This is a genomic window from Veillonella sp. (assembly GCF_032470285.1).
GTDB lineage: Bacteria > Bacillota > Negativicutes > Veillonellales > Veillonellaceae > Veillonella.
In genome coordinates, this window is the sequence record NZ_JAWEKP010000002.1 from 181,779 (window position 1) to 196,571 (window position 14,793).

The window sequence follows — 14,793 nt, forward strand, 5'->3', positions numbered from 1 at the left end:
CTTAGACAGTATGTTGTGCGAAATTAAGTACATACATTACAATTATAGAACTCATCATTAAGACTGTCAATTTAACTATAGATAATAGCTATATCTCATTTTTGAAAGTAAGGAAGTATACTATGAGCCGTTGTTTGATTATCATCAACCCTGTCTCAGGAGGCGGTGCAGCGCGCCGTTACGCCCTCGATTTACAATGGAAATTGAGCACCTTGTTCGAAACGATTGAGGTTAAATTCACCAGAGGTGAAGGCGATGCTACACGTTTCGCTAAGAACGCTTGTGAGCGCGGGTTTGATGCCGTATTCTGCATGGGTGGTGACGGCACTGTTAACGAAACCGTTAATGGTATTGCCCAAGGTGGATTCTCCTGTACCTTTGGGTTTATCCCCGTTGGTACAGTAAATGATATGTCTCGTGCGCTCGGCATTCACCAAAATCCAACACAAGCTATCAGGCGTATCGATATCAATGAAACTCGAACCATTGATATCGGCCGTTGTAATGATCGGTATTTCTGCAATAATATTGCAGCTGGTGTTATTCCTAAGGTTGTGGATGAAGTTACGCCAAAGGAAAAAAGCATACTCGGCCCTCTTGCGTATTTCTTGCGAGCAGGCCAAGCGTTGTTCACTACAAAGGACTACACGTACCGCATCAAAACAGAGAACGACGATTTCATCTGCAAATCCCCTCTCGTTTTAGCCCTACTTACCAATGTAGTCTCTAGCTTTGAACGTTTTATGCCACAAGCCTCAGTAGATGATGGTTATATGCGTATCATTATCTTCAAGGAATATTTTATCCTCGATATTCTCAGCGTATTACCACTCATTATCAGTGGTGCCATCTATAATTCTCGTTATACAACGACATTAACTGTGAAAAAAGCTCATATCGAACTTCTATCTGACGTCGATGATTTATCGACCAATATGGATGGTGATGCAGGTCCGGATATGCCTGTGGATATTGAAGTATTGCCACGCGTACTCAAAGTATTTGCACCTGCAAAACACAAAAAGAAAAAAGCCTTAAATCTGCCTAAACTACCACATATATAACAAGTAATTGGTAACACAAAAGCTCTCTATCAACGGATAGAGAGCTTTTGTGTTTATTAATTTATAAGAATCTATGCGCATTAGTCCACAATAATTGCATCACGCAAGCGGAAGCTATAAATGTAACATGCTTTCACGGGCATTCCCGTCAATCGCTGCAAGGCCTCTTTATAGAGGTCCATTTGGATTTTATATCGTTTAATGAGTTCTTCTCCGGATGTAACGCGATCCGTTTTGTAATCTACGAGAACCCATTCGCCATCCTCTTCAAAGGCCGTATCAATAATACCTTGGAGGAACAAATTTTCCCCGTCCTCTAAGGTGTCGTATACGCGTTTTCCTTCAAAGAGCATGCTAAACGGCAACTCTCGTTCGATACGTTTTGCATTGATAAGGCGCTTACCAAGATCAGAGCTAAAAAATTTATACAAACTCGTATCGCTTAATAAATTCCGTTCTTCCTCTGTGAAAGTCCCATTCGCCACCAGTGCATCGAGTTCTTTCGTCAAAGAAGCTTGCGTATACGTCACAAGAGGTAGCCATTGCATAGCCTCATGCATCAAGGTCCCCCATTGAGCACCGGTTAATACATCATCTTCAGACTGTAATGCTTGTGGCTTTCGACCGAATACGGAGTTTGCTAGGTCATCTGCTGAAACTTCTACCGTTGCAATCGGTTCATTCAAAGTATCAATAGTTCCTGCTTCAAGTTCTCGTTCTTGGAATCGTCGCTTCAATTCACTAACGGAAATTTTAGCAGTACGTCGTGTAGCATCGTTGTATGGATAGGTATAGTTAAAACGGTCCACGATTTCCTGCGGTAATTCTACGGAATTAACAGCTTTTAACTCACGCACCTTGTTGATGGTTGTCTCGTCGATATCCGCTTTGTAATCGAGATCACCATAAAGAGAGCCATCATGGATTTCAACCTTTAAACGACACTGTTTATCCGGTAAATCAAAATAAGTTGGACCTTCGTACTCAATGGCTACGCGCAATGGATTGCCACCATCTAAATGACGAGCAAAGCCCATAATCATCCAGTCTAGATAGGTATTAGCTTGTGTAATAATATCTGTCGGTAACTGTTGAGTTTCTACGGAAGCCGCATTTTTAATGAGCTCACCTATGGTGCTTAACACACCTTTAGAATTTTTAAAGCCTTTAATAAAGCCTGTCATAAACAGCTTATCTCGTGCCCGTGTCAAGGCAACATAGAGAATGCGCTGCTCCTCCGCCTTGAGGGCCGCTTCTTTTACGTCTTTCACATAAAACCAAGGCATGGTCGGGAAGGACACTCGAATATCTGGAAAATACCCTTTCAAACCAAGACCTGCATTTTTATCGATAAGAAGTTCTGAACGCAAGTCCATCATGTTGAATCGCTTTTGTACACCAGATAGGAATACTACAGGGAATTCAAGGCCCTTGCTCTTATGGATGGTCATGAGGCGCACCACATTGTCCGCCTCGCTCACCACATTGGCAAGAGGCATATCTTGATTACTGTCGCGCAAGCTTTCCACAAAGCGCAAAAACCTAAAGAGCCCACGGAAGCCAGAGGCTTCATAGCCCTTGGCTCTATCGTATAAGGCGAGCACATTGGCACGGCGAACGAGGCCATTCGGCATAGCTCCCACATAGTTTACATAGTCTTGAGATTCGTAAATATCCCACAACAAGTCGGTCACACCGTGACGACGCGATAAGGTGCGCCACCTTTCCATATGCCCAATAAAGGCCAATAAACGCTCATCTTGAGCCTCTTCTGCATAGGCTGGCATAAGAGACCATAAGGAGCCCTCACCAGACAGGCGCAATGCTCCTAATTCGTTTGCATCAAGGCCTACCAGGCCAGAGTGCAACACGGCAGCCATCGGCAAATCTTGTTCAGGATTATCTATGATGGATAACAACGCCAATAAGAGTTGAATCTCTTGGGCTTCAAAGTAACCGTCTCGCTCATTTACAACTGCAGGAATCCCCGCTTGCCGCATGGCTTCTACGGCACGGGTGCCCCAGCCCGCTAAGGATCTGCGCAAAATAGCAAAGTCTCGCCACTCGATTTGACGGAATGTGCCATCTGGATTTTGCACCTGTTTCTTAGCAGCATGGATTTCTTTGATTTTTTGAATGATGAAATCTAGCTCACGCTCGTTGTTTTCAGGATCATCCCCTTCGTCCTCGTCGCTTTCACCAGCACCAAGAGTATCCTTGCTGACATCTAAGAGCTGTAATTCCACGTCACCACCGATCCAATCCTCTGGCGCATCCTCTACGATGCGGCCAGGAATGAGCGATTCAGCCTCTGTATAATTGAGCTCTGCTGCCTCTTCCGTCATGATTTGGTAGAACAAGAAATTCGTTGCAGCCAAGATATTTTCGTGAGATCGGAAATTCTTCGCTAGGTCGATACGACGTTCTACCGCATCATTGCCGCCGTACGTATTATATTTCTCCATGAACAGAGAACTATCGGCCATACGGAAGCTATAAATGGCCTGCTTCACGTCCCCCACATAGAACCTATTATCGACGCGAGAAATCAAGTTAATAATCGTCTCTTGCACGCCGTTAGTATCTTGGTATTCGTCGACCATGATTTCTTTGAAAGTATCTTGCAGTTCCTTCGCCACTTCAGATGGCTGAGGATCATCCTCTGTGCCAGGCTCAACGAGAAGGGCCAAGCATAAATGCTCAAGGTCGCTGAAATCCATGATGCCTTGCTCTTGTTTCATATCCCGATACGCTTGGTGGAACGCAATCGTCAGCTCTACTAACCCTTCAATGATGGGACATTGAGCCTTGAACTGCTCTTGCAAGGTAGCTTCCGGAACGGTGAATATAGCGGCTTGCATAGCTTTAAGGTCATCTTTATTTTGACCGCCCAAAGATTTAAACTCTGCCACCAATATAGGATCATAGGCTTGCGCCTCTTTGGAGCCCATGCGGAACTGATCCTTAATAAAGGTATCCATATGTTTACAAGCTTCCCCCATGTCGTCCCAAGTTTGAGCCGCTGAAAGCATGCCTAGTGCAGCCAGTTGATTATCGTATATATTTTGCCATTTATGAGGCCCTGTCGGATCGAGCAAGATTTGTTCCATCCGCTCTAAGCGCTCGCGAATGCGATCGATGACAGCCATGTGATTCGACCACATATATTCACCCCACAACGTATCGCTAGGGTTTATGGTCATCGCCTCTTTATAAGGCTCTAACGCTTTTCGTAGCCATCCATCTGGATTGGCGAGGGACATGGCGTAGTTATACAGGGACATAATCTTCGCCGTTAAGCCTGCATCGGATTTATCATCGCTGAAGAAATCCGCTAGCTCATAGATATTATAAAGGCCCTCTTCATAGGATTTAGTTAATAAATCGGCTAATACCTCTTGTTGTAGCAATGCCATTTCTGCTTCATTGCCGATGCGCGCTGTCGGATTAATGTCGAGCTTATAGAAATAGGAACGAATCACCCATTGGCAAAAGGAGTGCAATGTAGAAATATGAGCCGAGGGCAACAGATTGAGCTGTCGTTCAAGGCGCGCTTGTAGTGCAGCATCATCTGTAGATTCCATGGCTTTAGCCAAGGCAAGGCCAATACGAGCGCTCATCTCTTGGGCCGCAGCCTTTGTGAAAGTTACAACCATGAGTTCTTGAACAGATAAGGGATTATCCATGTCCTTAAGGCGCGTAATAATGCGTTCTACTAGGACCGCTGTCTTACCTGAACCGGCAGCGGCCGCAACAAGTAAGGTCTGATTATCTAAAGAGGAGTCCTTAGGCGCTATGATGGCAGACTCCTGCTCTGGCGTCCATTTAACACCCATGGTTTTCACCTCCTTTGCTACTATTATTTCCGTCGTTTAAGACCTCTTTCATCCGTTCTAATGCGTCATTCTCGGACAATTTAGACAAATAATTATATCGATTACGGCTAGAGTCAAAGCGACATACCGTTCTGTAGTCGCAGAATGTACAAGGTCTAAGGCCATTCAATTGATATGGCTTAATCGGAAACTGCCCGTCCCCAATGTGACGGCCTGTTTCAGCCATCACGTGATTTGTATAGCGGCACATTATGTCAAATTCACCTGTAGACTTAACCTTTCGCAAATCTCTGCTAGAAATGGTTTGATCTTTTTTCGTAGCAATCGGCACATAAGGCCCTCGCTTAGATCCATAGGACAAGAACTTATTGTCAATATGCGTCAACAACTCTATATCATCGGAGAAGTACCCACTGTTTTGCCAAGCATCGCTTTCATTAGCCAACGAAACCGCATCTTCATAAGATATAGGCGCATCAGCAGGGATTTTAGGGTTCTTCACGTAAGAGTAAACCACCGCCGCAGGGGACATAGATCCGCCATGTGTTTTACCATAAGCGGACTCCAAAGCCAACAGATAGGTCATGAGTTGCAGTTTAAGTCCATAATACACATCTTGGGCCGTCACATGAGCACCACCCGACTTGTAGTCGATAACCATGCCATAGGTTTGATCATCCCGTGTATATTCGTCGATGCGGTCAATTTGACCGATGAGTCGCAAGTAACGGTCTTCACCAAGAGAAACTCGAATAGGGTCCCAGCCACCTTGACGACCAAAGTCTTGCTCTAAATACTTCGTATCAAAATCGCTGCGCTTAGACCACTCTACGAGGCGGTCTACCGTCACATGTAATGTTCTCTGTACACGCTGTTCGATGGCCTTTTGATAGGCATCGCTCGTTTCTTCACCTAGCTGATTTTCTTGCAAGATTTCGTCTGCCACAGTACGGCATAGATTTTCTTGTTCCTCTTCGTCAAGGTCACGCCATTGTTTGTTATTTTCTAATAGATAATTACCTAAGCGCTCTAAATTAGCATGTAAGAACGTACCGATTTCAGGAGCTCCAAAGGAGCGTACTGGACGTGGTTCTAGTTTCAAACCATATTGGGCATAGAACTTAAACGGACATTGTTGGTATCGTTCAAGGCGTGTCACAGAACCAGACATGTAGCCTTTAGACAAGAATAGACCATTCACTAAATCCTGCGTTATGACAGGCACATCGTTGTTATCTCGAATGCCACGTGACACCTCCGCTAAACGAGGACGATAGGTTTCGCTTTCACGAGCCCAGTTATAGAGACCCCACCAAAGAGGATTGACCTCATAACCACTAAAGAGCGCCCCCCAACGCTCCGATAACAATGACAGACTTTGGAGCGGGCGCCACACGTAATCTGCCTCTGTATCAGGTGCAATGGAGAGCGGAATATCTACTACCTGATCTATGTACCCAAGAGATTCTAATCGTTTCACAACGAGGGATGGCTCAAGACCTGTTCCATCCTCACCAGAGCCCGCATAGGACAAGGTCAACGAATCAGACGCCCGTGTCATGGCGAGATATAATAGGAAATTCTCGTTGAAAGCCTTCGGCAAGGCCCCTTCTGCTAAGGTAATGCCTGCATCGGCCAATTCTTGACGCTCCTTATCCTTGATGAGACCTTCATCTCCCATACTTTGAGGGAATACGCCTTGGTTGAGGCCCATTACGAACACCTTAGGCCACCACTGGCTGTAACCACGTTCGATAGTGGTGATCACCACATGATCTAAAGACGGCGGAATCATAGAGTAGTTTACATCGCTAAGGCCTTCTTCGAGGAGGAGCATCATCTCATCCAGAGTCAATATTTCATCCTTCATGACCATAGAAATTTCGTCTATAAAGGAAAGAACCGCATTATACATCTGTTCATGACTAGCTTTGGATTCTTGATCACCTATAGTTTCTGCGTCCTTCGCCCATTCATAGAGCCGCTCTGGCACTTGTAAGATTTCTAATAAACCATAAAGTTGTGTACCCCACTCAGCCCCTGTATGACCCTCCGTATTAGCAGCAAAGTCAAACCATGGAGATAATATATCCATAACGGTTTCTCTTGCTTTGTTAACACGTGCTCTGCGCGGTGCATCTACGTGGCTCTCTTCATCTTGCCCCTCATGAAAGCCTCGTAAGTACGGCCAACTTTCACGTTCCCATTTATAATGATCGATGCCAAACTCGAGAACGTAGTTCTCTAACTCATCTACAGCCTCACGAGTAAGCGGCATCAAGTCCGTCTTGAGCAAGAGAAACATGCTGTCCCGACTATAGTTATGACGCACGATATCAAATAGAGCCGTCAATAGCTCGCCTAATGGATGGTTTTTCATAGGCCGCTGACGGTCAATAAAGTGCGGAATGTCGTAGCGAGCAAAAACCTTTTCTAAAGTATCACCGTAGGTTTCAGACTCGCGGAGCATGATACATACATCTCGGTAACGAGCCTCTTCAGCTGATTCTATATAGGCTAAAATACGACGAGCCACCGCATCGGCTTCGCGTTCCCTGTTATAGCCTCGAATAATCGGAATCGTTGCATCTGTAGAGTTTTTCTTACTAGGGCTAGCAAAGTAATTAGCCTCTAGCTCTTGAACGACTTGAGGGCCCCGTTTTCCCTCAAAGCCAACCCAGTCGATACTAGAATCATAACGCTCAACTAAGGTGTCGTAAATTTCTAAAGGACGGCTGAAGAGATGCTCCCCTCGACGAGCAAATTTTAACGCCTTTGGAGCCATCGGTAAATCAATAGTAATAACGGCTTCCTTCGCCAAGTCAAACAAAGTATAAATCAGCTCGTAGTGTGTGGGCGTAAACCAATGAAAACCATCGATAAAGACATGGCTATTCTCCATGAGAGGAGATTGTGGCAAAGCCTCTACGATTTCCATGATAGGATCGATGTCGCGCTCCCCATGATGACTGAGTTCCTCTTCATAAGCAGACATACAGATAGCTAGCTCGCGTAATTTCTTTTGTAATACATTATTTTTAACAGATTCTGCCCCTCGTTCTAGGTCAGCAGGGCCTACACGAAAGGCGCGGAATTCAGAAAAGAGCTGTTGCAATACGGAGGAAAACTCAGGCCGCTTTGTAGCCTGTTCTAACAGCCCCAGTTCCTTTTGCTTTCGTTTCATTACAAGGCGCAACAACATAGACCGGCCAAAGCTTGATAAACTTGATTGACCAGCCCCTTTTGAGCCTATCGATTGATATACCTGATAACCCAAACGCCCAAAGCCTACGACACGAACCGTAGTAAAGCCTTTTTCAGGCATAAATTCAGCTAGCTCCCGTTCTACCCGATAGGTGGCAGGTTCAGGAACAAGTAAAATTATTGGTTCCCCTGGACAATCTGTCATGACCTGACGTATGCGCTCATATACGGCACGTGTCTTGCCTGATCCAGCCCGTCCATAATAGACGCTAATACTCATGAGACCTCCCTAGTGAAACTTTCACCATCTCAATTGATGTAATTCACAAATGTATGTTGCTCATATCATTTAACGCATTAGATATAACACTACACAAATTAGTTGTAGCACTATACGAATTAGATATAGCATTAAACGAAATTTTTCGATATAATAAATTACTATACTGATTATTATTATATAGTAATATGACATTCTATGGCTAATTGTACAATATTTGACTCATCTGATTATATTTATTTATAATTAAGATAATATTTTATATTTTATTTACAATTAGCATGAATTCCTATATAATACAAGTTAGTATCTGTGTTATTTGTAAAATCATGTATTTAGGAGTAAATTATTATGAACAAAAAACATTTAGCAACTGCTTTTGCAGTATTTGCAGCTACAACAATGTCTTTCTCTGCTTTTGCTGCAACTATCGATGCTAATGCACGCGCTTATGAACGTGCTTCAGCAGAGCAATATTCTTATCCTGCACCACAAGCGGCTACGCCAGCTTACCAAACTAGTTATGCCACAAGTGCACCACGTCCTGGTTACAAACCATTGCCAGCAGTGCCTTATACAGCAGGCGATATGGCTCAACAAATGCCTGTATCTAAAGAATTAGGTGATCCAATCTTTGTGGCACCTCAAACAACAGCTGTAGGTCTTCAAATCATGGATCCTATCCCTACTGAAGCCCAACCTGTATACCAAGAAACTGTAAACTCCGTAACAGCTAATGGCAACGGCAGCTCCTACGTTTCTCGCTACAAAGCTAACCAATTGAATGCGTTTGACTTATTGTTAAATGGCAAAACTTATACATATGACTTGCCTGCATACACTAATGGCTACCAAGTTAAAACTGCTAGCTCTTACAACCGTGCTGGCAACGGTGTTGCGAATGTATTCTCTACAAACGTAATCACTGAAGCAGTTGTAAATAACAACTCTTTGCGCATCACTGTAAACATGACTCAACCAACAGCTGTGGCAGCCGCTAAATTGCGTTCCATGCAACAATCTGGTCAAGTAGCAAGTGGTGAAGTAGCTGCATTGTTCGCTTACAATGAAAGCTATGATGGTGTAAAACAAGCAGCTCATTACGATATCTTCAACAACAACGGTCGTTACATTGTTGTTAAATCCGGTGCTGTAACTGTACCAAATGGTGCGCAACACCCTTACGCAACTGCATTATTCGCAGTAACTGAAGACACTGTAGCAGCTGTAACCGTATCTGGCAACACTGCTGAAGCTTCTGATTTAGTAAAAGGCACTGCATACGCAATTGCACAATCTGCTAAGGTGTCCAATAACAAAGTATCTACTAAATCTAAAAAATAATTCGTTACGAATTTATTTTTATCTGGTGAAAGCCCCCAACTTTCACTAGCACAAAAGACTATAAATCACTAACTCCCCCAATGAGGCAACTCATTAGGGGAGTTTTTATGTTCTTTATATTACGTTGTATTATAATCCCGTTCCAGTTCTATTATAGCTCCGTTATAATCGCGTAAAGACCTCTAATGCCTTATACGCCATTAATCGATAACCACGCTCGTTGGGATGAACCTCTCCGGCAAAGACAATTTGTCCAATTTGATCTGCTTCAAACAAGGTAGTATAGAAATCTATAACTTTAATATTATGCGCCTCTGCGTAAGCTTTTAGCTGTTCATTAACCTCTCGTACAACCAGATCCAATCCGTCCATATCGCTATCAATTTGAGTTTCTAAACCGATGATTACCGTCCCTTTTGTACTAGCTAGCTCAATAGCTTTGACCAAAGTCTTGTACACATAGGTACTATCTCGACCTTGTAAAATATCGTTAGTGCCACACATCAAGAAAATATGACGTGTTGGATCGGATACAGCAGTAACCGCCCAATTTTCAATATTATAAATCATACCCTGTACGGAGCAGCCATCTTCACCGTAGTTTGTAAAATTAACACCCTCTATGGATGCATCACAGATTTCGACCCAACCGCGTCCATAGGGCACATCATAGCCACGCGTAATGCTATCGCCAAAACAGATGATTCCCATCTTCACCCCTCCCTCCTGTACTATGACTTAATCATATAATAAAAGAATACCATACACAATATACATATTAATTACAAAAAAGGATCCGTTTTGATCTGCCCTCCAATTAGACGCAATTTTTAGAAGAGCAATTCATGTACGGATCCATTTATATTATTTAAGACGAATAAAGAATAATGCACATGCACCAATAATAGGAGCTATAGCGATAGACATCAAAGACATTTGGTAGCTACCCGTCATGACAAGGACATTGCCCAAGAGAAGTGGTGCCAAGAGTGCACCAATTTGGTTAAACAAGTTTACAAAGCCCGCTGTAGTACCGCGCAAATGAGGTGCTGCAGATTGAACTACGAGAGCATTGGTCAACGCACTATGCATGAAGGCCCCAATACCAAGAATCGGACCTGTTATAAAGAGCATATTTGGATTTGACGTGCTTGCAAACAAAATTAAAGCTGGCCCAAACAAGAACATAACGAGAGCCGCTAAATGGTTCTTCTTAATTGGTAAGATATCAGATAAAATACCGATCGTTGGTTTCGCAATTAGCGCAGCCGTACCGAACACGCTCATGACCTGGCCTGCATAGATAGCCGTTACACCTAATTGTTTAACCATGTATAAGTTCGCCCATTGTGTTACGCCCCAAGTCGTACCTGTTGCGAAGAATCCCGCAATCGCCAAGCAACGAATGTTACGGTTAGAAACGATATGCTTCAAGTTTTCTACTAAAGACGTTTGTCCTACGCCAAGCTTAGCAGCCGCTTCGGAAGCCTCTGCTTCTCGTTGTGCGAGAATTTCTGCACTCGGCTTACGCACCGTGAAGTAACATAATACGAGTACTACCAACGGCAAGATGGCTGTAGCAAGGAATGCAGTTTGCCAACCGTAATGTGTAGCCACATAAGGTGCGTAAAGGTTTACCGTAGTAATACCAAAGGAGGTACAACTCATGAAGATACCTACGGCCGCACCCCGTTGGTTCGGACCGAAGTGATCGCCGATAGCACTCAAACAAGAAGCTTGTACAGGACCAGACATAACGCCTAACAAGAAGCGCAAGCCCCAAGCCATGTTATAGTCTGTAATGGTACTCATCAAAGCCGTTACAGCAGCCATACCAATCAAACTAAACAAGATAGTACGTCTATAACCGATTCTATCGGCTAAAATACCGCCTGGTAATACCGTTAACGCATAACCAAAGTAAAAGGCCGAAATATGTTGAGACCCCATTTTAGCTGTAAAATGCAATGCCTCATTGAGGATAGGCATAACAGATGCCCAAGACAAGCGCATAACAAAGCTCAACAAGAACGTGAGCCACACGCTAAGGAGAATTAATATTTGAGTTCGCGAGAAACTAAGTCGATTCATACGAGCTCCTTTCTACAGAATATCTAATAAATATATCGATAGCATATCATAGTGAGTAAAGATTGGCTACATAAAACTATTCTCTCTATCGTCAATTCTCATTTGCTTTCACCTATGCTATACTGAAAGCAATAAAGAGTCTTTGTTGTTAATATTCATAGTATAATTTAGTATCTCCAGCAATATAACTATAGATGCTAAAAATATTACTAATCTGTAATTACCCGCATAGGAGATTGTATTATGTTTTTCTTTAATGATATTCAGCCCATAGGCAATAATACTGAAAACTCTTTCGACTCTATCAAACAAATTGATGCTAATGGAAATGAATTTTGGTATGCACGAGATTTACAAGCTATTTTAGAATATACAAAATGGGATAACTTCTTAAATGTTATTGAAAAAGCCAAAATAGCTTGTCAAAATAGCGAATTATCTATTTCCGACCATTTTGCCGACGTCGGGAAAATAGTACATGTTGGGGTTGCTAATAGAGAGATACAAGATATTGTATTATCTAGATATGCTTGTTACCTGATAGCGATGAATGGCGATTCAAAAAAATCGGTTATCGCACAGGCCCAAACCTATTTTGCAGTTAAAACTCATGAACGTGAAATGCAAGAACAATTTATATCCTTGTCCGAGGATGAACGTCGATTACTAATCAGGCAAGATATAAAGGAACATAATACAGCATTATCAGAAGCAGCCAATAATGCAGGAGTTGAAACACCTCAGGACTTTGCTAAATTCCATAACTCAGGCTATCAAGGTTTATATGGTGGCTTAGGTAACAAGGAAATCCATAAGCGAAAAGGGCTGAAACCTTCACAAAAAATATTAGATCATATGGGAAGTGAGGAATTAGCGGCCAATTTGTTTAGATTAACACAAACAGAAGGCAAATTACGTCGCGATAATATTCAAGGTAAAGAAAATGCAAACATAGCGCATCGAGAAGTCGGTGCAAAAGTGCGTCAAACAATTAAAGAATTAGGTGGTACTATGCCTGAAGACCTACCTACTCCACCAAAAAGTATTAAACAATTAGAAAAAGAACAGAAAAAGTTAGAAAAAAAATAATCTCTTTCCCCATACAATTGCCATTAAAAACATTTGCTATACTGGCATATATATCAAAAAGCAATAGACTTACTTGTATCAAATGTTATAAACCATTGCCAAAACTTAAAGAAAAACTTCATGTATATACGAAAGATAATTTTGATAAATCTATCTATCAATGCTTTTATAGTCAATATATTATCAAAGCGTATCTTTATTAATTACTCATATAAATAAGATATAAATTCATGTTAAAAGCACCCCGCCATCAACATTTAACTAACGACATTGGTCAACGTGATTTACATGACCACCTTATGCAAGTCATTGCAATCATGAGAATTTCCAAAAACTGGAGTGATTTTATGAATAATTTTGAGAAGGTATTTGTTAACTTTGTTCAAGATAAGATAGATTTTGACAGTACATTTTAGTGTTAGTTTATAGAATATAAATAAAATGCCCCCATTACATACTGCATACAATGGGGGCAAATTATTTTATTCTTTTGGTGGCAAAATGGTGGCAAAATTGTGTTATAATTCGTTACAATTCGTTATAATTCCAACTCCATAATATCATTATAAACCTTTATTTTTACTGTGTTTGTTGTGGTTCGTTACAATTTGTTATAATCTGTGATAGTTGTATGTATTGGTGGCGGAGAGGGTGGGATTCGAACCCACGGCCCCTTGCGGAGTCACTGGTTTTCAAGACCAGCTCCTTAAACCACTCGGACACCTCTCCATAACGGTACTATTATATCAAATTGACCTAATAATAAGCAATAACGTAATACGTAAAGAAGCAATAATATAATACATAAGCAAGCAAAAAAGCCGACTTGCAGCCAGCTTTTTCATTTGTATTTAACATTTAGTATTGCCCTAATCTTTTAGTTATTTGTCATATATGCTAGAATAGGTCTTTTTTCCACATGCCTATGATAGCAATGATGGAACACACCACGGAAATACCTACTACTTCGTAGAATCCATTCGGATCATCCTGGAACGGCAACGCCACATTCGTTCCCCACAGACTGAATATGATTGTGGGCACCGCCAAAGTAATCGTAAGGGCCGCCAACATTTTCATAACCATGTTGAGGTTGTTAGAGATGATAGATGTGAAGGCGTTCATCATGTTCATCAAGATATTGGAATACATTTCAACCATCTCGATGGCCTGTTTATTCTCGATGATAACGTCCTCTAGTAAATCTTCATCCTCTTCGTACATCTTGAGCAAATGTCTATAAGTGCTGTGACCACGCAAGCGCAATAGGCGTTCCATAACAGTTCCATTCGTACGCAACGCAGAGGTAAAGTATGTCATGGATTTCTGTAATTCCAATAGTTGGAAGAAGTCTTTATTCTTCGTTGTATGACGCAACTGAACTTCAATATCGTCGGTACGGCGATTAATTTGTTGCAAATAACGTAAGAACAATGTGGCTGTACGGTACAAGATTTGGAACAAGAACCGCGTCTTTTTATATGTATAGAATGTAGACAGTTGGTTTGAAATGAACGGATACAACACCTCGGATTCTTCAAGACATACAGTAATGAAGAAGTCAGGCGTCAAAAAGATACCGAGCGGCACCGTATCGTACATATCATTACCGCGAATCGCAGGAATGTTGATAACCACGAAAATATAGTTGTCCTCTAACTCCACGTGAGAACGTTCTTCCATATCGAGGGCGGTCTTTAAAACGTCCGTTGGAATTTCCGTCAAAATATTGATGAGGGACAACTCATCGGGGTCTGGGTTCACCAAATTTACCCAAGAACCTTTTGTGGCATCTGATACAGTGCAGTCCGAAACTAACTCTTCTTCTATGTGTTTGTACACCGTGATCATGCTATCCCTCCTTTCAACGAACATATAGTAATCA

Annotated in this window: 8 protein-coding genes and 1 tRNA gene; 3 read left to right on the top strand and 6 right to left on the bottom strand. The window is 42.2% G+C overall.

The genetic code is table 11. The features are described from left to right. Positions 1 to 122: 122 nt before the first annotated feature. The gene (locus E7B10_RS03350; protein WP_316055487.1) at positions 123 to 1,064 is read left to right on the top strand and encodes a diacylglycerol kinase family lipid kinase; all 942 of its coding nucleotides are present in this window, start codon (positions 123 to 125) and stop codon (positions 1,062 to 1,064) included. Between the two features lie 80 nt (positions 1,065 to 1,144). Here the strand turns inward: E7B10_RS03350 and addA are convergent, their stop codons facing one another. Together addA and E7B10_RS03360 are read right to left on the bottom strand one after the other, a co-directional pair. Next, positions 1,145 to 4,900: a helicase-exonuclease AddAB subunit AddA gene (addA, locus tag E7B10_RS03355; RefSeq protein ID WP_316055488.1), complete on the bottom strand. Its 3,756-nt coding sequence runs from the start codon at positions 4,898 to 4,900 to the stop codon at positions 1,145 to 1,147. Next, on the bottom strand, positions 4,890 to 8,384 hold the full coding sequence (locus E7B10_RS03360) for a PD-(D/E)XK nuclease family protein (RefSeq protein WP_316055489.1): 3,495 nt from the start codon (positions 8,382 to 8,384) through the stop codon (positions 4,890 to 4,892). Before E7B10_RS03360 ends, addA begins: the two co-directional genes overlap by 11 nt. Before the next feature lie 351 nt (positions 8,385 to 8,735). Here E7B10_RS03360 and E7B10_RS03365 point away from each other — a divergent pair, with 351 nt between their 5' ends. Continuing rightward, positions 8,736 to 9,728 (top strand): hypothetical protein, encoded by a 993-nt coding sequence (locus tag E7B10_RS03365; RefSeq protein ID WP_004694840.1) that lies wholly within the window; start codon positions 8,736 to 8,738, stop codon positions 9,726 to 9,728. 162 nt (positions 9,729 to 9,890) lie between these two features. On the opposite strand, the gene E7B10_RS03370 is transcribed toward E7B10_RS03365, so the two are convergent. Next, the gene (locus E7B10_RS03370; RefSeq protein ID WP_077707759.1) at positions 9,891 to 10,439 is read right to left on the bottom strand and encodes a GDSL-type esterase/lipase family protein; all 549 of its coding nucleotides are present in this window, start codon (positions 10,437 to 10,439) and stop codon (positions 9,891 to 9,893) included. A gap of 153 nt (positions 10,440 to 10,592) precedes the next feature. Continuing rightward, on the bottom strand, positions 10,593 to 11,819 hold the full coding sequence (locus E7B10_RS03375) for an MFS transporter (protein WP_077707760.1): 1,227 nt from the start codon (positions 11,817 to 11,819) through the stop codon (positions 10,593 to 10,595). A gap of 243 nt (positions 11,820 to 12,062) precedes the next feature. On the opposite strand from E7B10_RS03375, the gene dinD reads away from it, so the two are divergent. Beyond that, on the top strand, positions 12,063 to 12,908 hold the full coding sequence (gene dinD / locus E7B10_RS03380) for a DNA damage-inducible protein D (protein WP_119562616.1): 846 nt from the start codon (positions 12,063 to 12,065) through the stop codon (positions 12,906 to 12,908). A gap of 640 nt (positions 12,909 to 13,548) precedes the next feature. Here the strand turns inward: dinD and E7B10_RS03385 are convergent. Then, positions 13,549 to 13,637: transfer RNA gene (locus E7B10_RS03385), tRNA-Ser, on the bottom strand. A 168-nt stretch (positions 13,638 to 13,805) separates the two neighbouring features. Beyond that, positions 13,806 to 14,759: a magnesium transporter CorA family protein gene (locus tag E7B10_RS03390; protein WP_004694714.1), complete on the bottom strand. Its 954-nt coding sequence runs from the start codon at positions 14,757 to 14,759 to the stop codon at positions 13,806 to 13,808. Positions 14,760 to 14,793: the final 34 nt, after the last annotated feature.